Raw genomic sequence first — 20,570 nt, forward strand, 5'->3', positions numbered from 1 at the left:
GTCGGTGGGGCGAACCGCCCCGTCGGCAGGTCGTCGTCGACCGTCCGCAGGATAACCGGGCGCGCACGACCCGGACAACACGCTGCCGCCGCGACTGCGTCACACCGCGCGACCGCCCGGACCTGCGGCGTCACGTCGGACGGGCGAGACGTATCCGTTCGGCTGATTGTCAGCAACGGATCGGTGGAGTCCCCTGTTAACGATCGCGCTGGCCACGTAGTGTCACGTGCGCTCGTCCCGATACGCCGATGTGTCCGACTACTCGCGAGGGTGCTGCATGCTCGACGCCATACAGACCCAGTTGTCCCAGGTCGCCCACGACCTCGGTGACGGCTCGTGGCGCGAGGTCTTCCCGCTCGGCATCGCCGGTGTCCTCGTGTGGGCGCTGTGGCTCTACCGCTTCGTCCTCTCGCGGCGGGCGAAGCCGGTCGTCAACGACTTCCGCACCACCACCTCGGTGATCGTGCCGTCCTACCGCGAGGACCCGGAGATCCTGCTGCGCTGCCTCGAGTCGTGGCTGGCGCAGGACCCCACCGAGGTCCTGATCGTCCCCGACGTCGCCGACACCGAGACGATCGAGGCGCTCGACTCCTTCCCGGACCCGCGCCTGCAGGTCATCCCCTTCGCCCACCGCGGCAAGCGCTCCGCGCTCGGCGTCGGCATCCGCGCGTCGCGCGGCGAGCTGCTGGTCTTCGCCGACTCCGACACGCTGTGGACGCCCGGCCTGCTCGAGGCGGTGCAGATGCCCTTCGCCGACGAGGGCGTCGGCGGCGTGAGCACCCAGCAGAACGTCTACCAGCGCACCTCGAGCATCTGGCGCCGCGTCGCCGACTGGCTGGTCAACCTGCGCTACCTCGACTACGTGCCGGCGATGGGCGCCAAGGGCGCCGTCGCGTGCGTGTCGGGACGCACCGCCGCGTACCGCCGCACCGCCGTCGTCCCGGTGCTCGAGCACCTCGAGCACGAGTTCTTCCTCGGCAAGCGCTGCGTGTCGGGCGACGACGGCCGGCTCACCTGGCTGGTGCTCGCCTCGGGCTACCGCACCGTCCACCAGAGCAGCGCCAAGGCGCTCTCGATGTTCCCCGACTCGCTCAAGGGGTTCACCAAGCAGCGCATCCGCTGGAGCCGCAACTCCTACCGCACCTACCTCACCGCCCTGTGGAAGGGCTGGCTCTGGCGGGTGCCGTTCGTGACCAAGGTCACCGTGCTGCAGATCCTGCTGACGCCGCTCACCATGGCGCTGACGGTGACCTACCTGGTCGCGTCGCGGCTCGACTTCTCCTCGGGCGTCGGCCACGGCATCGGGCTGGCCGCGGCGTGGCTGCTCGTCGGCCGCGGCATCCGCGGCGTCTCGCACCTGCGCCGCCACCCGCAGGAGCTGCTGCTGCTGCCTGTGGTCGCGCTCGTCGTCGTCTTCATCGCCCTGCCGGTCAAGGCCTACGCGTTCGTCACCATGAACAAGCAGGGCTGGCTGACCCGCGACAGCGACCACCTCGGAGGGGAGGCCCAGGCGGCGTCGACCCTGTCACCGGCGCCGGCCGTTCCCTAGGCTCGCAGCACTCGGCTGCACCAGCACCATCCGCACGAGACCCGATCGAGGACGTCCCACATGCAGAAGCGCCGTACGCGCCGGCGAGGGCTCGCAGTCGCCCTCCGTTCGCTGCTCGCCGCAGCGACCGTCGCGGCCTCCGGCTCCGCTGCGCTCGCCGGGGCCGGCCCCGCGGCCGCCGCGCAGGACCCGCTGGCGGACGCGCCGCCCGCCGCCTACGCCGGTGACGCCTCGCACCAGGCCGCGCTCGTCGAGGCCGAGGACGAGCGGATCCAGGACGTCCGGATGAAGGCCTCGCTGCTGCGCTGGGACGACGCCGCCGCCTACCAGACCCCGCAGTGCACGACGAGCACCGCGATCCCGACCTGCGTGCTCGTGCCGCGCACCAACCCCTACCGCATCAGCGACCTGACCTCGGCCGGGCTGGGGCACGCTCTCGAGCAGCAGGCCGACGGCAGCTACCTGCTCACGCACAACCTGTTCGTCGCCTACGGCGCGACGCTCGTGCTCGACGGCACGAACCGCCCGATCCGCATGATGAGCGACTCCGACGGGTTCACCTCGATCGTGTCCTACGGCGGGCGCATCGAGCTGACGGGCAGCCCCTCGGCGCCGCTGACGCTGACCAGCTGGGACGACAAGACCCACGCTGAGGACACCACCACCGACGACGGCCGCGCCTACGTCCGCGCCATCGGCGGCCAGCTCGACATGGACTACGTCAAGGCCTCGAACCTCGGCTTCTGGAGCGGCAAGACCGGCGGCATCGCGCTCACCGGCACCACGCGGCCCGACGCCCTGTCGACCCAGCGCGCCCAGGCGGCCAAGGGCAAGACGGCCAAGGCCGCGGCCAAGGACGCCGCCAAGAAGGACCGGCAGAACCAGGGCGCCGGGACCAAGCTCGGGCTCGTGCCCGCCTCCGCGCTCGACGACCAGCGCTTCCAGGTCCTCGACGACACGCTGGTCTCCGGCAGCGTCACCAACTCGACCATCACGGGCGACGCCTACGGCCTGTTCGTCTCCGGCGCCACCGACATCGTCATCGACAACACCGTCGTCGAGAAGTCGCTGGTCGACGGCATCACGCTGCACCGCTACGTCTCGACCGGCAAGGTCGAGAAGACGGTCTCGCGGCTCAACGCCGGCAACGGGTTCGTGCTCGCCCGCGCCACCGAGAACATCTCGATCAACCAGGCGACCGCAGAGCACAACCGGGCCGACGGCTTCAAGCTCTCGGGCGACCCGCTCGCCGACGGCCCGTCGGCCACCGGCGCCGACACCCGGCCCTACGGCAACAACAGCGTGCAGTACAGCGTCGCTCGCGAGAACGGCCGCTACGGCATCGAGGTCGTCGCCGGCCTGCAGGTCACCGTCTCGTCCAACATCGTCACCGGCAACGACATGGGCATCGTCGCGAGCGGCGCCGTCCACACGCTCGCCGTGACGGGCAACCAGGTGACGGGCTCCGAGCGGCAGGGCATCGCCCTGCGCGACGGCATCACCGGCGCCAGCGTCTCGGGCAACCAGGTCGAGAAGGGCTCGATCGGGCTCTACGTGCGCTCCTCGGTCGCCAAGGTCTTCGGCAACACCGTGCGTGGCGCCAGCAGCCACGGCATCGCGCTCGTCGGCTCGCTCGACGGCTCGTCGGTGACCAGCAACGTGCTGGCCGGCCGCGGACCCAGCGCCATCGACTCCCACCGCCAGCACGGCGCCGACGTCGCCTCCAACACCACCAGCGACTGGGTCGACACGACCGCGCTGTGGGCCAAGGCCAAGCGGCTCATCCACCCCATGACCGTCATCTGGGTGTTCCTGCTGCTCCTGCTGGCCGTCACCGCGGTCCGCGGGCGCCGGGCGCGCGGGGTCATGGGCCACCCCTACGCCGACAAGCGCCTCACGGTCCCGCAGCAGACCGGGCACGCGGGTCACGGCGGCGAGGTCGCGCCCGTGGGCGCGACTGCTGCGGCTGCTACGGCTGCTCCGGCCGGAGCGCACGCCCGCGGCGGGTCGACGGCGATCGACCTCGACCGGCGGGTCGCCGTGGCCACCTCCAACGGCAGCAGCAACGGGCACCCCCGCGGCGGGAGCAGCGGCTCCTCGAACGGCAGCAGCCGCAACGGCGCCGGTCCCGCCCGCGGCGCCTAGAACAGCGCGCGGGCCAGGGCGCGGCGGGTCGCAGGGACCCGCGGGTCGTCCGGCCCGAGCAGCGTGAAGTAGTCGAGGATCCGGCCGCGCGCCTGCTCGCGCTCGGCACCGCTGGTCGCGCGCACCAGCGCGAGGAGGCGCTCGAACGCGGCGTCGGCAGCTCCGGTCGCGAACTCCAGGTCGGCGGCCTCGAGCTGGGTGCCGACCGACTGCGGCTGCGCCGCGGCGGCCTCGAGCACCGCGTCGGGGTCGGCGACGGCCTGCACCCGGCCCAGGAGCTGCACCTGCGCGAGGCCCGCGACCGCCTCGGCGTCGGCCGGGGTCTCCCCCAGCAGCCGCGTGAACTCGGCGGCGGCCGCGGCGTAGTCGCCGCGCTCGGCGGCGTCGTAGGCGGCGTCGTAGCGCGGGTCGGGCTGGGGCTCGGCCGCAGGCGTACGGTCCGCGTCCTCCGCGCCCGGGGCCGGCAGCCGGCCGGCGACGCCGTTGGCCTCCGCGACGCGCAGCAGCTCGTCGAGGTACTGGCGGACCTGGGGCTCGGGCAGCGCGCCCTGGAACAGCGGCACCGGCTGGCCCTTCACCACGGCGAAGACCGAGGGGATGCTCTGCACCTGGAAGGCGGCCGCGAGCCGCTGCTCGGCGTCGGCGTCGACCTTGGCGAGCAGCCAGCGGCCGCCGGCCTCCTCGGCCAGGCGCTCGAGGATCGGGCTGAGCTGGCGGCACGGGCCGCACCACGAGGCCCAGAAGTCGAGGACCACCGGGACGGTCATCGACGCCTGGAGGACGACGTCGGCGAAGTCGGCCTCGGTCGCGTCGATGACCCAGGCGCCGGGCGCTGCCTCGCTCGAGGCAGCACCGGGCGCGCCCGCCGCCGCCGGACGTGCCGGGGCCGGGGCCGCCGCGCGCTGGGCGCGGGCCGCGAGCGCTCCGAGGTCGACCGCTCCGTAGGTGTTGAACGTCGGCTGCGTCATGGGTGCATTGTTCCAGTCGTGATCGGAGACACTCCTGCCGCTGACGCCAACGCCTCCGAGCGCGGCTGGATTCCGGCGTGACGGCCGCCCCGCTGCCCGGCTGGAGCCCCGCCGAGCTCGACCACGTGGGCCTGGCAGTGCACGACCTCGACGCCGCCGTCGAGCTGCACCGCAGCGTGCTCGGGCTGCACCTGCTCTCCGTCGAGGACGTCGCCGCCCACGGCGTCCGTGAGGCGCTGCTCGCGCCGGGCCCGGGACCGGGCACGCGCGTGCAGCTGCTCCAGCCGCTCTCGGACGCCAGTCCGGTCGCGCGCTTCCTCGCGCGCCGCGGCGAGGGGCTGCACCACCTCGCCTACCGGGTGGGCTCGCTCGACGACGCCCTCGCCCGGCTCGCCACCGGCGACCCGCCGCTCCAGCCTGTCGCGCCCGGCGTCACGCGGGGCGGGGGAGGTGCGCGCGTCGCGTTCCTGCACCCGCGCGACCTGGGCGGCGTGCTGACCGAGCTGGTCGAGCGCGGCTGACGCCCCGCGTGGTGCCCTCAGCGCCGGCGCGTCGGACCCCGGCGGTCGCGCGCCGCCCAGCACGGCGTGTGCCAGTGCCTGCGCTGCTCGAGCCCCTCGTCGGTCGGCCAGGTGAGCACGTGCGGCGTGCGCGGCACGACCTCCTGGTCGCAGCCCGGGCAGCGGTAGGACTTCGCCGCCGCTGCCCCGGTCACCGCACGCACGTAGTAGGGCACGCCGCCGTGGTCGTCGACCCGGTCGGCGGGCGCCGCGACGGTGCCGAGCAGCCGTCCCGCGAGGGGCCTGTCGCCTCCCGCGCCGCGTGCCTGCCGCCGACGTCCCACCCCTCGATGGTCGCACCCGGGAGGTGGCGCGCCGCACCCGCAGCCGGGGAACCCCCGTCCCGGGCGGCTCGTCAGACAGGTATGGCATGGACGACGCTGTGCGACCTCGCTCTCCCCGACGACGACCTGGTCGAGCTGTCGAGGTTTGTCGTGCCCGCCAGCCGGAGAGACCGCTCTCTCGTGCTCGACGACGCGCAGGACGTCTCCGCTGCGCGCCTGTCGGAGACGGCCGAGGCGCTGCCGCTCTGGGTCGACGACCGCCCCGCGGACCTCGACGTGAGCGTCGAGGACGGCGACGAGAAGGTCACCGTGCACGTACGCGGTGAGCTCGACCTGGCCACCAGCGGGCTGCTCGACGCGGTGCTCTCCGACTGCCTGCGCGGGCGGCGCGGCCGCCGCACCGACGTGCTCGCCGTCGACACGAGCGGCGTGGGGTTCGTCGACGCCTCCGGCGTCTCGCCGCTCCTGCACGCGCGCGCGGTCCTCAACCGGCGCGGCGGCGAGCTGCGCCTCGAGGCGCCGAGCACAGCCGTACGCCGCCTGCTCGTGCTCCTCGGCCTCGAGGAGCTGCTGCCGCCCGTCGCCCCGGCCTGACCGCGAGACGCGGCGGGTAGCCTGCTCCCTCGTGCGTCTCGTGATCGCCCGCTGCAGCGTGGACTACGTCGGCCGGCTGACCGCCCACCTGCCCGCGGCGCTGCGCCTGATCCTGGTGAAGGCCGACGGCTCGGTGTCGATCCACGCCGACGACCGCGCCTACAAGCCGCTCAACTGGATGAGCCCGCCGTGCACGCTGGTCGAGGGCTCCGACGAGGACGGCTCGGCGCTGTGGACGGTCACCAACAAGGCCGGCGAGCGGCTGCTCATCTCGGTCGAGGAGGTGCTCCACGACACGAGCCACGAGCTGGGCGTCGACCCGGGCCTGCTCAAGGACGGCGTCGAGGCGCACCTGCAGGAGCTGCTCGCCGACCAGCCCGAGGTCCTCGGGCCCGGCTGGAAGCTCGTGCGGCGCGAGTACGCCACCGCCATCGGCCCGGTCGACCTGCTCTGCCGCGACGCGGCCGGCGCCGCCGTGGCCGTCGAGATCAAGCGGCGCGGCGAGATCGACGGCGTCGAGCAGCTGACCCGCTACCTCGAGCTGCTCAACCGCGACCCGCTGCTCGCCCCCGTCCGCGGCGTCTTCGCCGCCCAGGAGATCAAGCCGCAGGCGCGCGTGCTGGCCACCGACCGCGGCATCGCCTGCGTCACGCTCGACTACGACGCCATGCGCGGGGTCGACGACGCGGAGTCGCGGCTGTTCTGAGCCCGTGTCCACCGTCCGGTGGACACGCGCTGACAGCGGAATGGTCGTAGCGCGGCGTCGCCGCTCGCGGCAGGATCAGCACCATGAGCGCTGCGATCACCGTCCGCGGGCTGGAGAAGTCCTACGCCGAGCACCGAGCCGTCGGCGGCATCGACCTCGACGTCGCCCGCGGTGAGGTCTTCGCGCTGCTCGGCCCCAACGGCGCCGGCAAGACCACCACCGTCGAGATCCTCGAGGGCTACCGCTCGCGCGACGCGGGCGAGGTGTCGGTGCTCGGCGCCGACCCTGCGGACAACGCGCTGGCGTGGCGGCGGCGCATCGGCATCGTGCTGCAGAGCAGCGACGACTTCGCCGACCTCACGGTCGAGGAGACCGTGCGCCACTTCGCCCACTACTTCCCCGCTCCCCGCGACGTCGACGAGGTCATCGAGGCGACGGGACTGGCCGAGAAGCGTACGGCGCGGACCCGCGCGCTCTCGGGCGGTCAGCGCCGCCGCCTCGACGTCGCGCTCGGCATCATCGGCGACCCCGAGCTGCTCTTCCTCGACGAGCCCACGACCGGCTTCGACCCCGAGGCGCGCAGGCAGTTCTGGACGCTCATCGAGAGCCTCGCGTCCGCGGGCACCACGATCCTGCTGACCACGCACTACCTCGACGAGGCCGAGCACCTCGCCGAGCGCGTGGCGGTCATCGCGTCCGGGCGCATCGTCGAGGTGGCGACCCCCACGACGCTCGGCGGGCGCGACCGGGCGCCGGCGCGGGTCACCTGGCTCGACCCGCAGAACGGCCCGCAGCGGCTGGACAGCCACTCCCCCACGAAGACCGTGCAGGAGCTCGCCGGCCGGTTCGGCGGTGAGGTCCCGGGCCTGACAGTCACGCGCCCGACCCTCGAAGACACCTACCTCCAGATGATCGGGCAGCCCGCATGAGCGCCACCGCAGCCACCCGCAGCGCCACCACCACCCGCGAGCCCAACGCCCTCAGCATCGGGCTCGCTCGAGCCTCCGTGGAGGTGCGGCAGTTCTTCCGCAACCGCGAGGCCGTCGTCTTCATCTTCTCGTTCCCGCTCATCCTGATGTTCATCTTCGGATCGGTCTTCACCGACACGATCGCGCCGGGCGTGAGCTTCCGGCAGTACTTCGTGGCCGGGATGATCGCCTCGGGCCTGATGACCACCGGGTTCCAGAACCTCGCCATCGCGATCCCGGCCGAGCGCGACGACGGCACGCTCAAGCGGCTGATGGGCATGCCGATGCCGAAGGCCGCCTACTTCATCGGCAAGATCGCGCTCGTCGTGGTGACCACTGTGGGCCAGTTGCTGCTGCTCATGGTCTTCGGGTCCCTGCTCTTCGACCTCGACCTGCCGAGCTCGCCGGGGCGCTGGTTCACGTTCCTGTGGCTGGTGGTGCTGGGCTCCTCGGCCATGACGATGCTGGGCGTCGCGTTCTCGTCGCTCCCCCGCAACGGCCGGGCCGCTCCTGCGATCGTCTCGCCCGTCGCGATCGTGCTGCAGTTCATCTCCGGGGTGTTCTTCCAGTACGACGACCTGCCCTCCTGGATGCAGCACGTCGCGGCCCTGTTCCCGCTCAAGTGGCTCACCCAGGGGATGCGCTCGGTGTTCCTGCCCGACTCCTTCGCCCGCACCGAGTCCGCCGGCACGTGGGAGCACGGGCGCACTGCCCTGGTGCTCGTGGTCTGGACGGTGGGCGCCGCGCTGCTCGCGATGCGTACGTTCCGCTGGCAGCGCGATGCCCGCTGACGCCTCGCCCGTGGGCACCGACCCGGTCAGCGACTTCTGGGAGCGCAGCCGGGTCGGCTGGCACGTCACGATGTACGGCGTGCTGGCCGTCGCCTGCCTGCCGCCGGCGGTCACGGGCGACGTCGTGTCGGTGGTGGCCGGCGCTGTCCTCGGCGTCGTCTACGCAGCGGTCGGCATCCCGGCCCTGGCGCGGCGCGACGAGCGGCTCGGCGCGGTCTACGTCACCGTCGCCTACGCCGTCTTCGCGGTGCTCGCGCTGCGCGACAGCTCGGGGTTCTCGCTGCTGTTCGTGCTCTACCCGCAGACGTTCGCGCTGTTCGACCGCCGACCGGTGACGCTCGGGCTCGCCGGGCTGCTGAGCGTCCTCATGGGCGTCGCCGTGGGCATCACGGCCGGCGACTGGGGCACCGGCACGCTCACCGCCCTGGTCAACTTCGGCGTCGCGGCGCTGCTCGGGCTGTGGATCGACGGCGTGCTGCGCGAGAGCGGCAAGCGCGCGGTGCTCCTCGCGCAGCTCGAGTCGACCCGCAGCGAGCTGGCCGACGCCCACCGGCGCGAGGGCGTCCTCGCCGAGCGCGAGCGGCTCAGCCAGGAGATCCACGACACCCTGGCCCAGGGCTTCACCAGCGTGGTCATGCTCTCGCGGGTGGCCTCCCGCGCCCTGGTCACCGGCGACACCGCGCTCGCCGCCGACCGGCTCGCTGCCGTGGAGACCGTGGCGCGGGAGAACCTCGCCGAGGCGCGCGCCCTGGTCGCCGCGCTCGCTCCGCCGCCGCTGCAGGAGTCGCCGCTGCCCGAGGCGCTCGACCGCATCGTCGACCGCTTCCGGCACGAGTGCGAGATCGAGACGTCGTACGCGGTGGTCGGCGACGCCCGTCCCCTGCCCCCGCACGCCGAGGTGGTGCTGCTGCGCGCCGCGCAGGAGGCGCTCGCGAACGTCCGCCGGCACAGCGCCGCCCGGGCGGTGCAGGTGCGGCTGTGCTTCGACGCGGGCTCGACGAGCCTCGAGGTGCGCGACGACGGGCAGGGCTTCGACACCTCGGCGTGCACCGCGCAGGGGTTCGGGCTGCGCGGCATGCAGGCACGGCTCGACGAGGTCGGCGGGCGCCTCGCCGTCGACTCGGCCGACGGCGCGGGGACCCGGGTGCTCGTCGAGGTCTAGTGCCACGATGGGCGCATGAGCCCGGTGCGCGTCGTGGTCGCCGACGACCACCCCGTGGTGCGCGCCGGCATCGTCGCGCTGGTGCAGGGCGACGGGGTCGAGGTGGTCGGCGAGGCCGCTGACGGCGCCGAGGCGGTCGCGCTGGCCGCGCAGCTGCGGCCCGACGTGGTGCTGATGGACCTGCGGATGCCCGTGCTCGACGGCGCGACCGCCACCGCCCGGATCGTCGCCCACGCGACGGCGCGCGTGCTGGTGCTGACGACCTACGACACCGACAGCGACATCCTGCGCGCCGTCGAGGCGGGGGCGACGGGCTACCTGCTCAAGGACGCGCCTCGCGACGAGCTGGTCGCGGCGATCGGGTCCGCGGCGCGCGGTGAGACGGTGCTCTCGCCGCCGGTCGCCGCACGGCTGGTCACCCGGGTGCGCACGCCGCCGCCTCCCCCGCTGAGCGCCCGCGAGCGCGAGGTGCTCGCCGGCGTCGCGCGCGGCCAGTCGAACGTCGAGATCGGGCGCTCGCTGCACATCGGCGAGGCGACGGTGAAGACGCACCTGCTGCGGGTGTTCGCGAAGCTCGGCGTCTCGGACCGCACCCACGCGGTCACCACCGCCATGGAGCACGGGCTGCTGCCGGCGCCGCGGGGCTGAGCTCGGCTCCCCTGGCGCGTCCGGCCTAGTCGCCGTCGTCGCGGGTCAGCATCGTCTCCTCGAGGTCGAGGTCGCGCTGCAGGCGCTGGAGCACGTCGTGCTCGAGCCGGCCGGCGTCGCGGGCCTGCACGAGCACGGCCCGCTCAGCGTCCAGCATCGCCTTGCGCACGCGCGCGAACGCGGCCGACGGCGTCTCGGTGGGGGCGGGACCGTTGGCCGACCCGCCCGGCCCGCTGCCCAGCCGCTCCCACGCCGAGAGGGCACGGTGGCGTACGCCGTCGCGCAGCCGGTCCTCGACCCCGTCCGGCAGGGGGTTGCGGGCCGCCAGCTCGTCGAGCACCGACTCGGCGGCCCGGGACGCCCGCTGCTTGACCGAGGCCTCCTGCAGGGTGTCGGCCACCGGGTCGGGCGCGTGGAGGCCGAGCCGGCGGATCACCCAGGGCAGCGTCGCCCCCTGCAGCAGCAGGGTCACCCCGATGACCACGAAGGTCACCAGCACCAGCGTGCGGCGGTGCGGCACGGTCTCGTCGAGCGAGAGCGCGGCGGCCAGCGACACCGCTCCGCGCATGCCCGCCCACGAGATGACCGCCGGCACCTTCCACTCCGGCGGCGGGTCGTGGCGCCGCACGGACGGGATGCGGCGCGGCAGGTAGGTCGCCGGGAAGATCCACAGCGGCCGGCTCACCACGACGGCGGCGGACACCGCGAGGCTGACCAGCAGTGCGTGGCCGAGGTCGTCGTCCTCGAGGCCCTGGACGACCGACTTGAGCTGCAGGCCGACCAGGGCGAAGACCACTCCCTGGAGGATGAACTCGATGGTCGACCAGATGCCGGCCTGCTGGAGCCGCGACTGCGGCGACTGGATCAGCGGCGCCTTGTGGCCGAGCAGGATGCCGGCGACGACGACCGCGAGCACGCCCGAGGACCACGACTCGGAGGCGGCGAAGGCGGCGAACGGCGTCAGCAGGGAGATGACGGAGTCCATGACCGGGTCGTCGACCCGCTTGCGCAGGAAGGCGACCACCTTGGCGGTGACCACGCCGACCGCGACGCCGCCGGCGGCAGCGACGAGCAGCTGGCCCACCGCGCTGCCCCAGCTCGGCGACGAGGCCGCGATCGAGGCGACCGCCACGCGCAAGGTCGTCAGCGCCGTCGCGTCGTTGACGAGGCTCTCGCCCTCGAGCAGCGTCACGACCCGGCGCGGCAGGCCGGTGCGCCGGGCGACGGCCGTGGCGGCCACCGCGTCCGGCGGCGCGACGATCGCGCCCAGCGCCACCGCGGCGCCCCACGGCAGCCCGTCGACCATGGCGTGGGCGACCACGGCCACGACCAGCGCGGTGAACAGCACGAGCCCCACCGCGAGCAGCCCGATCGAGCGGGCGTTGTCGCGCAGGCTCGGCAGCGAGGTCTGCACCGAGGCCGCGTAGAGCAGCGGCGGGAGGAAGAAGGTCAGGACCAGCTCGGGGTCGAGGGTGTAGTCGGGGATGCCGGGCACCACCGAGGCGACCAGGCCCACCAGCACCAGCAGCAGGGGCGGGAGCGCCCCGATGCGCCGGGCGAGGGCGTAGACCGCCGCGACCACGACGACCAGAGCGAGCGTCTGCACCTGCGAGTCCACGGCGGAACCCTATGCGGCGACCGCGTCGCGCCGACAGCGGCGACGGGCGGCCTGTGGACGAGCGGCGTTCAGACCGCCGCGAGCGCCTCGACGTGCAGGATCCGGTGGAGCCGGGTGGCGCGCAGCAGCCGCTCGAGCCGCGGCGGCACCCCGCGCAGGACCAGCTGGCGCTCCAGCCGCTCGGCCCGCCGGTGCGCCCCGACGAGCACCCCGAGCCCGGTCGCGTCGGCGATCTCTGCCTCGGACACGTCGACGACGAACCGGCCGAAGCCGGCCCCGAGCGCGTCGTGCAGCGCGAGCCGCACGTCGCCGACCGTGGTGACGTCGAGCCGCCCGCGCAGGACGACGAGGTCGCCCCCGATGGTCTCGATGTTCATGGGCTCTCCCCCGGTGCGGTTGGTGCGGCCGTCACCTGGTAAGACGATCGGCGGCGGCGTTCGGTTGCACGACGTGCGCAACAAGTGCATAACGACCTGGCGGCGGCTACACCACGTGACGGTACGCGCGCATCCGTCCGCTCCCGGCGCAGCGCCCGCCGAGCGGCGTGTCGCGTCGACGGGCAGAATGGGCGGCGTGCCGGCCCTCGAGAGCTACAGCTACCTCTGGGGCCCGGCGATGGCGCTGCTCGTCGTGGGCGTCCTGGCCCTGATCCTGCGCTGGGCCTACGGCCGCGGCGGCTCGCTCGTCGCCCGCCCCGTGCGCCCCGGGGAGCCCGGCGACTACGGCATGCTCGTCGCCGTCGCGGTGCCCCACACCTTCGTCGAGGCCGAGATGATGCGCCGCACCCTGGTCGACGCGGGCCTGCGCGCCACCGTCGCCACCACCACCGACGGCCCCCGCCTCATGGTCTTCGCCGCCGACGAGAAGCGCGCCCGCACCCTCCTCGCCCGCCACTGACCCGCCCGGCTCGATGTTGATCGCCTAGGCCGATCAACCTCGTGCCAAACCCATGCAAGTTGCTCGGCCTGGCACGACTTCGATCGGCTAGGGCGATCAACATCGTCGCCCCTGGCGGCTACTCCCCGGCGAGGAGGGCGTCGGGGTCGGGCTCGCGGGTGACCTCGACCCCGAGCGCCTGGAGCTGGTCGGCGAAGCCGGGGTAGCCGCGGTCGACGTGGTACGCGTCGGCGACCGTCGTCACGCCGTCGGCCACCAGCCCGGCGACGACGAGCCCGGCGCCGGCGCGGATGTCGTGGGCGGTGACCGGAGCGCCGGAGAGGCGCTGGCGACCGCGTACGACGCAGTGGTGGCCGTCGGTGCGCACGTCGGCACCGAGCCGGGCGAGCTCGTCGACGAACATGAACCGCGCCTCGAACACGTTCTCGGTGACCATCGCCGCGCCCTCGGCGACGCTGTTGATCGCCAGGACCATCGGCAGCAGGTCGGTCGCGAAGCCGGGGAACGGCAGCGTGACGACGTCGACGGCCTTCGGCCGGCGGTCCATGACGACGCGGAACCCGCCCTCGGCCTCGTCGGTGGCCAGCACCCGCTCGACCTGCGCACCGGCGGTGACCAGCTTGTCGAGCGCGATCTCGAGGTGCTCCGGGCGGCCGTTGCGGACCGTCACGTCGCCGCGGGTCATCGCCGCGGCGTACGCCCACGTGCCCGCCACGATGCGGTCGGGCACGCTGACGTGCCGGGTCGGCCGCAGGCTCTCGACGCCCTCGACCTCGAGGGTCGACGTGCCCGCGCCGGAGATGCTGGCGCCCATCGAGGCGAGCATCTCGCACAGGTCGACGATCTCGGGCTCGCGGGCCGCGTTGTCGATCACCGTCAGGCCCTTGGCGAGCACCGCGGCCATCAGGATGTTCTCGGTCGCACCGACGCTGGGGAAGTCGAGCCAGATCGTGGCACCGGCGAGGCCCTGCGGCGCGCTCGCCAGGATGTTGCCGTGCTCGGTCTCGATGGTCGCGCCCAGGCGCTGCAGTCCGCTGATGTGCATGTCGAGCGGGCGCGAGCCGATGTTGTCGCCGCCGGGGCGGGCCACGCTGACCTGCCCGCAGCGGGCGAGCAGCGGCCCGAGCACGCAGATCGACGCACGCATGCGGCGCACGAGGTCGTAGTCGGCCTCGTGACCTGGCATCGCCGGCACCGTGATCGACACCGAGCTGCGCCCGCGGTCGTGCTCGACCGTGCAGCCCAGCCGCCGCAGCAGCTCGGCCATGATCGCGGTGTCGAGGATGTCGGGCACGTCCTCGAGGACGGTGGTGCCCTCGGCGAGCAGCGCCGCCGCCATGAGCTTGAGAACGCTGTTCTTGGCACCCGTGACGCGTACGTCGCCCGACAGCCGTCCGCCGCCCACAACCCGAAAGCGCTCCATCACCATGCATCGTAGGCTGACCGACGTGGTCCACCTGACGCGCATCTACACCCGCACCGGCGACGACGGCACGACCGCCCTGGGCGACGGATCGCGGGTGGCCAAGACCGACGCGCGGCTCGCGGCGTTCGCCGACGTCGACGAGGCCAACAGCGCCATCGGCGTGGCCATCGCGCTCGGCGGGCTCGACCGCTCGGTCGTCGACGTGCTCACCAGCGTCCAGAACGACCTGTTCGACGTCGGCGCCGACCTGTGCCGACCGGTGGCTGCCGACGAGCCGGCAGCGGGCGAGCCGCGGGCACCGCTGCGGGTCAGCGCTGCCTACGTCGAGCGCCTCGAGTCGCACTGCGACGTCTTCAACGCCGACCTGCCGGCGCTGCGCTCGTTCGTGCTGCCCGGCGGAACCGCCGGCGCGGCCCTGCTCCACGTCGCGCGCACCGTGGCCCGGCGGGCCGAGCGCTCGACCTGGGCGGCGCGCGAGGCCTACGGCGACGGGGTGAACCGGCTCGCGGCGGAGTACCTCAACCGCCTCTCCGACCTGCTCTTCATCCTCGCCCGCGCCGCCAACACCGGCACCGGCGACGTCCTGTGGACCCCTGGCGGCTGAGGTCGGACCCGGACTGCGTACGCGGTGGCGAGCGGCGTACGCGTGCTGCCCACGGCGCACGTGCCCGTCGAGCGGTAGCAACGACGGGCGAGCGGTAGCTCCTGGGCTACCGCCGGGCCACCGTTGCTACCGCTGAGGTTCGAGAAGCCGCCTCCGGAGCACCGTCCCGGCCGTCAAGACGGGCGGTTGTCGCCGCCGAGCCGCGCCGAGCGCCGCTCAGGCAGGCCGCGGCGTCCATGCCGAAGGGCGAGCGGTAGCAACGACGGGCGAGCGGTAGCTCCTGCGCTACCGCCGGGCCACCGTTGCTACCGCTGAGGTTGGAGAAGCCGCCTCCCCGCCGTCGAACGGTCGGTTGTCGCCGCCGAGCCGCGCCGCGCGCCGCTCAGGCAGGCGGCGGCGTCCATGCCGAGAGGTACGACGGGCGAGCGGTAGCGACGACGGGCGAACGGCAGCGATCGGGCTACCGCCGGCCGGTGAACCCGGCCCGGCGACTGCGCAGGCGCGTACGCGGCGGCGCTGCGAGGAGCAGCGTCACGCGACGATGCTGTGCTGGCCCGGCGGAGCCGACTCGAGCCAGGCGAGGAAGCCGGTCATGGCGTCCGCGCCCATGCCGAGCTCGATGCGCCGGCCCTCGACCTCGCAGACCAGCACGACCGCGCCGGGCAGCAGCGCCAGCGCCTCGGCACCTGTGGGCGAGCGGCGCTCGACGACCTCGAGGTCGCGCCGGACGACGCGCTCTCGCGGGCGCGGGGAGAAGCTGAAGACGCGGTACCACTCGACGAGGTCGCGCTCGTAGCGGGCGATGCCGAGCATCCAGCCCTTCGGGAACGGGCGTGCTCTGTTGCGCAGGCTGCAGTCGAAGGTGCCGCGCCCGCGCTGGAGGACGCGGCGCCGCACGGTGACGACCACGAGGGCGACGACCACGAGCAGCAGGACGATGCCCAGCGCGTCGAGCGCGACGAGCACGTCCACGGGAACCGACCTCCTGCCCGCGCGCCTGGGCTAGGAGGCGCTCGAGGCGGCGGCCAGGCGGGCCCGCGCCAGGTCGGCGGCGTCGTCGTCGCCGGCCTGCTCGGCCTCCCGGAGGGCGGCCTCGGCGGCGGCGGTGTCGATCTCGTCGGCAGGCTCGGTGAACTCGGCCAGGATGGAGACGCGGTCGTCGGCGATGCTCAGGAAGCCGCCGAGCACCAGGGCCCGGACCTGCTCGCCCTCGGTCGCGTCGATGCGCACGACGCCGTTGGCCAGCACGGCCAGGACGGGGGTGTGGCCCGGCAGGACGCCGATGTCGCCCTCGATGGTCTTGGCGACGACCATGGAGGCCTCACCGGACCACAGCGAGCGATCCGGGGAGACCAGCTCGACGTTCAGCGGCACTTCTGCTCCTTCCGAGAGCACGGGGCAAGGGGATCCCGGCGGTCGGTGCGCGTCAGACTACTCGCACCGCCGGCCGGCTGCGACCGAGCCTCCGTAGGCCACAGCCCGGCCCCTGCGGGAGGAGGGGCCGGGCTGCGGACGGGAGGCTCGCGACGCGTCAGGACTTCTTGAGCTCCGCGGCGTTGCGCTCGAGGTCCTCGAGCCCGCCGCACAGGAAGAACGCCTGCTCCGGCACGTCGTCGTAGTCGCCGTCGGCGATCTTCGTGAACGCCTCGATCGTCTCCGACAGCGGGACGAACGAGCCCTCCAGGCCGGTGAACGCCTTGGCCACGAAGGTGTTCTGCGAGAGGAAGCGCTGGATGCGCCGGGCCCGGTTGACGAGCAGCCGGTCCTCCTCGGAGAGCTCGTCGATGCCGAGGATCGCGATGATGTCCTGGAGGTCCTTGTATCGCTGCAGGATCTCCTTGACGCGCTGCGCGGTCTGGTAGTGCTCGTCGCCGACGTAGCGCGGGTCGAGGATCCGGCTGGTCGAGTCGAGCGGGTCGACGGCCGGGTAGATGCCCAGCTCCGAGATCGGGCGCGAGAGCACCGTCGTCGCGTCGAGGTGCGCGAACGTCGTGTGCGGCGCCGGGTCGGTGATGTCGTCGGCCGGCACGTAGATCGCCTGCATCGAGGTGATCGAGTGACCGCGCGTCGAGGTGATGCGCTCCTGCAGCACGCCCATCTCGTCGGCGAGGGTCGGCTGGTAGCCGACGGCGCTGGGCATGCGGCCCAGCAGCGTCGAGACCTCCGAGCCCGCCTGGGTGAAGCGGAAGATGTTGTCGATGAACAGCAGCACGTCCTGGCCCTGGACGTCGCGGAAGTACTCGGCCATGGTCAGCGCCGAGAGCGCGACGCGCAGGCGGGTGCCCGGCGGCTCGTCCATCTGGCCGAAGACCAGCGCGGTCTGGTTGATGACACCGGTCTCGGTCATCTCGGCGATGAGGTCGTTGCCCTCGCGGGTGCGCTCGCCGACGCCGGCGAACACCGAGACGCCCGAGTGGTTGTTGGCGACGCGGTAGATCATCTCCTGGATGAGCACCGTCTTGCCGACGCCCGCACCGCCGAACAGGCCGATCTTGCCGCCCTGGACGTAGGGGGTGAGCAGGTCGATGACCTTGATGCCGGTCTCGAACATCTCGGTCTTGGACTCGAGCTGGTCGAAGTGCGGCGGCTGGCGGTGGATCGGCCAGCGCTCCGTGATCTCCAGCGACGCGGTCGGCACGTCGAGCGACTCGCCCAGCGCGTTGAAGACGTGGCCCTTGGTCACGTCGCCGACGGGCACGCTGATCGGACCGCCGGTGTCGGTGACCGCCGCGCCGCGCACCAGGCCGTCGGTCGGCTGCATCGAGATGGCGCGCACGAGGTTGTCGCCGATGTGGGCGGCCACCTCGAGGGTGAGGGTCTTGCTCAGCTCGCCGAGCTCCACCTGGACCTGGAGCGCGTTGTAGATGTCGGGCATGGTGTCGGCGGAGAACTCCACGTCGACCACCGGGCCGATGACGCGGGAGACGCGGCCGGTCGCGCCGGCGCTGCCGGTGCCCTGCTTCTCGTCGAGGGTTGCGGTCATGAGTGTGTGGTTCCTTCCCCGCCGCTACTGGCCGGCTGTGGCGTCGGCCAGGGCGTTCGCCCCACCGACGATCTCGCTGATCTCCTGGGTGATGGCCGCCTGGCGCGCGGCGTTCGCCTCGCGCGTGTAGGCCTTGATGAGCTCGTCGGCGTTGTCCGTGGCGGCCTTCATGGCCCGCCGACGGGCCGCGTGCTGCGAGGCCGCGGCCTGGAGCAGCGCGTCGTAGACCCGGCTGACGACGTACTTGGGCAGCAGCGCGTCGAGCACCTGCTCCGCGGAGGGCTCGAACTCGTACAGCGGGAGCGGGCCCTCGGCCGGCGCCTCGGTCGTCTCCTCGACGACCAGGGGCAGGATCCGGTGGGTCACGACCTCCTGGCTCACCATGCTGCGGAACTCGGTGTAGACGATGTGCACCTCGTCGGCACCGTCGGCGCTGCCGGGCTCGCGCCCGAACAGCTCGACCGCCGCGTCGGCGATCTCCTTGGCGTCGGCGTAGGTCGGCTGGTCGGTGAACCCGGCCCACTCGCCGCCGTTGGTCCGCCCGCGGAAGCGGTAGTAGGACACCGCCTTGCGGCCGACGAGGAACGGCACGACCTCCTTGCCCTCGCTGCGGAGCAGGCCGGTGAGGGCCTCCCCCTCGCGCAGGACGTTGGAGGAGTACGCGCCGGCGAGCCCCCGGTCGGAGGTGACCAGGATCGCGACCGCGCGCGTGGGCGACTCGTGCTCGGTGAGCAGCGGGTGGTCGATCGTCGCCTTCGAGGCCGCAGCGGTCAGCGCACGCGTGAGCTCGGTCGCGTAGGGCCGGCTCTCGTTGACGCGCTGCTGGGCCTTGATGATGCGGGAGGCGGAGATGAGCTCCATCGCCCGCGTGATCTTCTTCGTCGCCTGCACCGAGCGGATCCGCCGGCGCAGGACGCGCACCTGGACGGGCACGGCGTCAGCCCGGCGTGTTCTCGGAGGCGCCGCTGCGCCCGACCGGACCGGAGGCCTGCTTGACCTGGTCCTCGGTGCGGACGTGGCGACGGACGCCCTCGCGGGTGACGTCGCCGCGGTCGAGCGGGCCGACCGGCTCGTCCTTGACCAGCTGCTCGCCCGAGGAGGTCGTGAACTGCTTCTTGAACGCGTCGACCGCGTCGTTGAGCACCGAGACCGTGTCGTCGCTGAGGTCCTTGGTCGCGACGATCGAGTCGTAGACCGCCTGGTGCTCGCGGCCGACGTGGTCGAGGAACTCGGCCTCGAAGCGGCGTACGTCCTCGACCGGCACGTCGTCGAGCTTGCCCTGGGTGCCGGCCCAGATCGAGACGACCTCGCGCTCGACCGAGAACGGGGAGTACTGCGGCTGCTTGAGCAGCTCGACCAGGCGGGAGCCGCGGGCCAGCTGCTGCTTCGACGCGGCGTCGAGGTCGGAGCCGAAGGCCGCGAACGCCTCGAGCTCGCGGTACTGCGCCAGGTCGACGCGCAGGCGGCCGGCGATCTTCTTCATGGCGCGGATCTGGGCCGAGCCGCCGACGCGCGAGACCGAGATGCCGACGTTGATCGCCGGGCGGACGCCCTGGTTGAACAGGTCGGTCTCGAGGAAGCACTGGCCGTCGGTGATCGAGATGACGTTGGTCGGGATGAACGCCGAGACGTCGTTGCCCTTGGTCTCGACGATCGGCAGACCGGTCAGCGAGCCGCCGCCGAGCTCGTCGGAGAGCTTCGCGCAGCGCTCGAGCAGGCGCGAGTGCAGGTAGAAGACGTCGCCGGGGTAGGCCTCGCGGCCCGGCGGGCGGCGCAGCAGGAGCGAGACGGCGCGGTAGGCGTCGGCCTGCTTGGAGAGGTCGTCGAAGACGATCAGCGAGGCGTCACCGGCGTACATCCAGTGCTGCGCGATCGCCGAGCCGGTGTAGGGGGCGAGGTACTTGAAGCCCGCCGCGTCGGAGGCCGGGGCCGCGACGATGGTGGTGTACTCGAGCGCGCCGGCCTCCTCGAGGGCCGCGCGGACCTGCGAGATCGTCGAGCCCTTCTGGCCGATGGCGACGTAGACGCACTTGACGCGCAGCTTCTCGTCGCCGGCCTTCCAGGCCTCGCGCTGGTTGATGATCGCGTCGAGCGCGATGGCCGTCTTGCCGGTCTGGCGGTCGCCGATGATCAGCTGGCGCTGGCCGCGGCCGATCGCGGTCATGGCGTCGATCGCCTTGATGCCGGTCTGGAGCGGCTCCTTGACCTCCTTGCGCTGCACGACCGTGGCGGCCTGCAGCTCGAGGGCCCGGCGCTCGGTGGTCTCGATCGGGCCGAGGCCGTCGATCGGGTTGCCCAGCGGGTCGACCACGCGGCCGAGGAAGGCGTCGCCCACGGGCACCGAGAGGATCTCACCGGTGCGCTTCACGGGCTGGCCCGCCTCGATGCCGGCGAACTCGCCGAGCACGATCACGCCGATCTCGCGCTCCTCGAGGTTGAGGGCGAGACCCAGGGTCCCGTCCTCGAAGCGCAGCAGCTCGTTGGCCATGACCGAGGGCAGCCCCTCGACGCGCGCGATGCCGTCGCCGGCCTCGAGCACCGTGCCGACCTCCTCGCGGGTCGTCTCCGGCGCGTACTGCGCGAGGGTCCGCTCGATCGCGTCGCGGATCTCGTCCGGGCGGATCGTCAGCTCCGTCATCGGTCCTGCTCCTCTGCTTGTGAGTCCTC

General features: G+C 73.1%; 21 protein-coding genes. 11 read left to right on the forward strand and 10 right to left on the reverse strand.

Going from position 1 to position 20,570, the window contains the following annotated elements; translation table 11 throughout:
• The first annotated feature begins 277 nt into the window (after positions 1–277).
• Both CLV35_RS15495 and CLV35_RS15500 read left to right on the forward strand, forming a co-directional pair.
• Positions 278–1,549: a glycosyltransferase family 2 protein gene (locus tag CLV35_RS15495; RefSeq protein WP_121194589.1), complete on the forward strand. Its 1,272-nt coding sequence runs from the start codon at positions 278–280 to the stop codon at positions 1,547–1,549.
• Between the two features lie 60 nt (positions 1,550–1,609).
• On the forward strand, positions 1,610–3,694 hold the full coding sequence (locus CLV35_RS15500) for a right-handed parallel beta-helix repeat-containing protein (protein WP_121194419.1): 2,085 nt from the start codon (positions 1,610–1,612) through the stop codon (positions 3,692–3,694).
• On the opposite strand, the gene CLV35_RS15505 is transcribed toward CLV35_RS15500, so the two are convergent.
• Positions 3,691–4,662 carry a tetratricopeptide repeat protein gene (locus CLV35_RS15505; protein ID WP_121194420.1) on the reverse strand — a complete coding sequence of 324 codons (972 nt, stop codon included), beginning with the start codon at positions 4,660–4,662 and terminating at the stop codon, positions 3,691–3,693. The two genes, CLV35_RS15500 and CLV35_RS15505, sit on opposite strands and share 4 nt — an antisense overlap.
• Before the next feature lie 77 nt (positions 4,663–4,739).
• Between CLV35_RS15505 and mce the strand changes: the two genes are divergently transcribed.
• Positions 4,740–5,183 carry a methylmalonyl-CoA epimerase gene (mce, locus tag CLV35_RS15510; protein ID WP_231121899.1) on the forward strand — a complete coding sequence of 148 codons (444 nt, stop codon included), beginning with the start codon at positions 4,740–4,742 and terminating at the stop codon, positions 5,181–5,183.
• 17 nt (positions 5,184–5,200) lie between these two features.
• Here the strand turns inward: mce and CLV35_RS20585 are convergent, their stop codons facing one another.
• Positions 5,201–5,506: a hypothetical protein gene (locus tag CLV35_RS20585; protein ID WP_231121900.1), complete on the reverse strand. Its 306-nt coding sequence runs from the start codon at positions 5,504–5,506 to the stop codon at positions 5,201–5,203.
• A gap of 81 nt (positions 5,507–5,587) precedes the next feature.
• Here CLV35_RS20585 and CLV35_RS15520 point away from each other — a divergent pair, with 81 nt between their 5' ends.
• The 6 genes from CLV35_RS15520 to CLV35_RS15545 all read left to right on the forward strand — a co-directional run bounded on the left by CLV35_RS15520 (position 5,588) and on the right by CLV35_RS15545 (position 10,375).
• Positions 5,588–6,100, forward strand: coding sequence for an STAS domain-containing protein (locus CLV35_RS15520; RefSeq protein WP_183062023.1), 513 nt, complete (start codon positions 5,588–5,590; stop codon positions 6,098–6,100).
• A gap of 31 nt (positions 6,101–6,131) precedes the next feature.
• Positions 6,132–6,806 carry an endonuclease NucS gene (gene nucS, locus CLV35_RS15525; RefSeq protein ID WP_121194422.1) on the forward strand — a complete coding sequence of 225 codons (675 nt, stop codon included), beginning with the start codon at positions 6,132–6,134 and terminating at the stop codon, positions 6,804–6,806.
• Between the two features lie 83 nt (positions 6,807–6,889).
• Positions 6,890–7,735, forward strand: coding sequence for an ABC transporter ATP-binding protein (locus tag CLV35_RS15530; protein ID WP_121194423.1), 846 nt, complete (start codon positions 6,890–6,892; stop codon positions 7,733–7,735).
• Positions 7,732–8,565, forward strand: a complete 834-nt coding sequence (locus CLV35_RS15535; protein WP_121194424.1) for an ABC transporter permease — start codon at positions 7,732–7,734, stop codon at positions 8,563–8,565. Before CLV35_RS15530 ends, CLV35_RS15535 begins: the two co-directional genes overlap by 4 nt.
• On the forward strand, positions 8,555–9,727 hold the full coding sequence (locus tag CLV35_RS15540; RefSeq protein WP_121194425.1) for a sensor histidine kinase: 1,173 nt from the start codon (positions 8,555–8,557) through the stop codon (positions 9,725–9,727). Before CLV35_RS15535 ends, CLV35_RS15540 begins: the two co-directional genes overlap by 11 nt.
• Before the next feature lie 15 nt (positions 9,728–9,742).
• Positions 9,743–10,375, forward strand: coding sequence for a response regulator (locus CLV35_RS15545; protein WP_121194426.1), 633 nt, complete (start codon positions 9,743–9,745; stop codon positions 10,373–10,375).
• Between the two features lie 25 nt (positions 10,376–10,400).
• On the opposite strand, the gene CLV35_RS15550 is transcribed toward CLV35_RS15545, so the two are convergent.
• Both CLV35_RS15550 and CLV35_RS15555 read right to left on the reverse strand, forming a co-directional pair.
• Positions 10,401–11,993, reverse strand: coding sequence for a Na+/H+ antiporter (locus tag CLV35_RS15550; RefSeq protein ID WP_231121901.1), 1,593 nt, complete (start codon positions 11,991–11,993; stop codon positions 10,401–10,403).
• 68 nt (positions 11,994–12,061) lie between these two features.
• Complete coding sequence (locus CLV35_RS15555; protein WP_121194427.1) at positions 12,062–12,370, reverse strand: STAS domain-containing protein; 309 nt, start codon at positions 12,368–12,370, stop codon at positions 12,062–12,064.
• A 196-nt stretch (positions 12,371–12,566) separates the two neighbouring features.
• On the opposite strand from CLV35_RS15555, the gene CLV35_RS15560 reads away from it, so the two are divergent.
• Positions 12,567–12,890: a hypothetical protein gene (locus tag CLV35_RS15560; protein ID WP_231121905.1), complete on the forward strand. Its 324-nt coding sequence runs from the start codon at positions 12,567–12,569 to the stop codon at positions 12,888–12,890.
• Between the two features lie 118 nt (positions 12,891–13,008).
• Here CLV35_RS15560 and murA read toward each other — a convergent pair whose 3' ends face one another.
• Positions 13,009–14,313 (reverse strand): UDP-N-acetylglucosamine 1-carboxyvinyltransferase, encoded by a 1,305-nt coding sequence (gene murA, locus CLV35_RS15565; protein WP_121194593.1) that lies wholly within the window; start codon positions 14,311–14,313, stop codon positions 13,009–13,011.
• Between the two features lie 25 nt (positions 14,314–14,338).
• On the opposite strand from murA, the gene CLV35_RS15570 reads away from it, so the two are divergent.
• Positions 14,339–14,920 (forward strand): cob(I)yrinic acid a,c-diamide adenosyltransferase, encoded by a 582-nt coding sequence (locus CLV35_RS15570; protein ID WP_121194429.1) that lies wholly within the window; start codon positions 14,339–14,341, stop codon positions 14,918–14,920.
• Positions 14,921–15,451: 531 nt separating this feature from the next.
• On the opposite strand, the gene CLV35_RS15575 is transcribed toward CLV35_RS15570, so the two are convergent.
• From CLV35_RS15575 to atpA, 5 genes are all read right to left on the reverse strand, one after another.
• On the reverse strand, positions 15,452–15,886 hold the full coding sequence (locus CLV35_RS15575; RefSeq protein WP_121194594.1) for a DUF2550 domain-containing protein: 435 nt from the start codon (positions 15,884–15,886) through the stop codon (positions 15,452–15,454).
• Between the two features lie 36 nt (positions 15,887–15,922).
• Positions 15,923–16,234, reverse strand: a complete 312-nt coding sequence (locus CLV35_RS15580) for a F0F1 ATP synthase subunit epsilon (protein WP_407938219.1) — start codon at positions 16,232–16,234, stop codon at positions 15,923–15,925.
• A gap of 217 nt (positions 16,235–16,451) precedes the next feature.
• Positions 16,452–17,903: a F0F1 ATP synthase subunit beta gene (atpD, locus tag CLV35_RS15585; RefSeq protein WP_121194431.1), complete on the reverse strand. Its 1,452-nt coding sequence runs from the start codon at positions 17,901–17,903 to the stop codon at positions 16,452–16,454.
• Positions 17,904–17,927: 24 nt separating this feature from the next.
• Entirely contained in the window at positions 17,928–18,836 is a 909-nt protein-coding gene (locus CLV35_RS15590; protein ID WP_121194432.1) for a F0F1 ATP synthase subunit gamma, read from the reverse strand.
• 4 nt (positions 18,837–18,840) lie between these two features.
• On the reverse strand, positions 18,841–20,541 hold the full coding sequence (gene atpA, locus CLV35_RS15595; protein ID WP_121194433.1) for a F0F1 ATP synthase subunit alpha: 1,701 nt from the start codon (positions 20,539–20,541) through the stop codon (positions 18,841–18,843).
• Between the last annotated feature and the right edge of the window lie 29 nt (positions 20,542–20,570).

Origin of the sequence: Motilibacter peucedani (assembly GCF_003634695.1) — a bacterium.
In the GTDB taxonomy this organism is placed as follows: domain Bacteria; phylum Actinomycetota; class Actinomycetes; order Motilibacterales; family Motilibacteraceae; genus Motilibacter; species Motilibacter peucedani.

Excerpts from the sequence above, each read along its gene's own strand:
- CLV35_RS15495 (WP_121194589.1), top strand. The coding sequence starts at position 278 with ATGCTCGACGCCATACAGACCCAGTTGTCCCAGGTCGCCCACGACCTC.
- CLV35_RS15500 (WP_121194419.1), top strand. The coding sequence starts at position 1,610 with ATGCAGAAGCGCCGTACGCGCCGGCGAGGGCTCGCAGTCGCCCTCCGT.
- CLV35_RS15505 (WP_121194420.1), bottom strand. The coding sequence starts at position 4,662 with ATGACGCAGCCGACGTTCAACACCTACGGAGCGGTCGACCTCGGAGCG.
- CLV35_RS15520 (WP_183062023.1), top strand. The coding sequence starts at position 5,588 with ATGGCATGGACGACGCTGTGCGACCTCGCTCTCCCCGACGACGACCTG.
- CLV35_RS15530 (WP_121194423.1), top strand. The coding sequence starts at position 6,890 with ATGAGCGCTGCGATCACCGTCCGCGGGCTGGAGAAGTCCTACGCCGAG.
- CLV35_RS15535 (WP_121194424.1), top strand. The coding sequence starts at position 7,732 with ATGAGCGCCACCGCAGCCACCCGCAGCGCCACCACCACCCGCGAGCCC.
- CLV35_RS15540 (WP_121194425.1), top strand. The coding sequence starts at position 8,555 with ATGCCCGCTGACGCCTCGCCCGTGGGCACCGACCCGGTCAGCGACTTC.
- CLV35_RS15545 (WP_121194426.1), top strand. The coding sequence starts at position 9,743 with ATGAGCCCGGTGCGCGTCGTGGTCGCCGACGACCACCCCGTGGTGCGC.
- CLV35_RS15555 (WP_121194427.1), bottom strand. The coding sequence starts at position 12,370 with ATGAACATCGAGACCATCGGGGGCGACCTCGTCGTCCTGCGCGGGCGG.
- murA (WP_121194593.1), bottom strand. The coding sequence starts at position 14,313 with ATGGAGCGCTTTCGGGTTGTGGGCGGCGGACGGCTGTCGGGCGACGTA.
- CLV35_RS15580 (WP_407938219.1), bottom strand. The coding sequence starts at position 16,234 with ATGGTCGTCGCCAAGACCATCGAGGGCGACATCGGCGTCCTGCCGGGC.
- atpD (WP_121194431.1), bottom strand. The coding sequence starts at position 17,903 with ATGACCGCAACCCTCGACGAGAAGCAGGGCACCGGCAGCGCCGGCGCG.
- atpA (WP_121194433.1), bottom strand. The coding sequence starts at position 20,541 with ATGACGGAGCTGACGATCCGCCCGGACGAGATCCGCGACGCGATCGAG.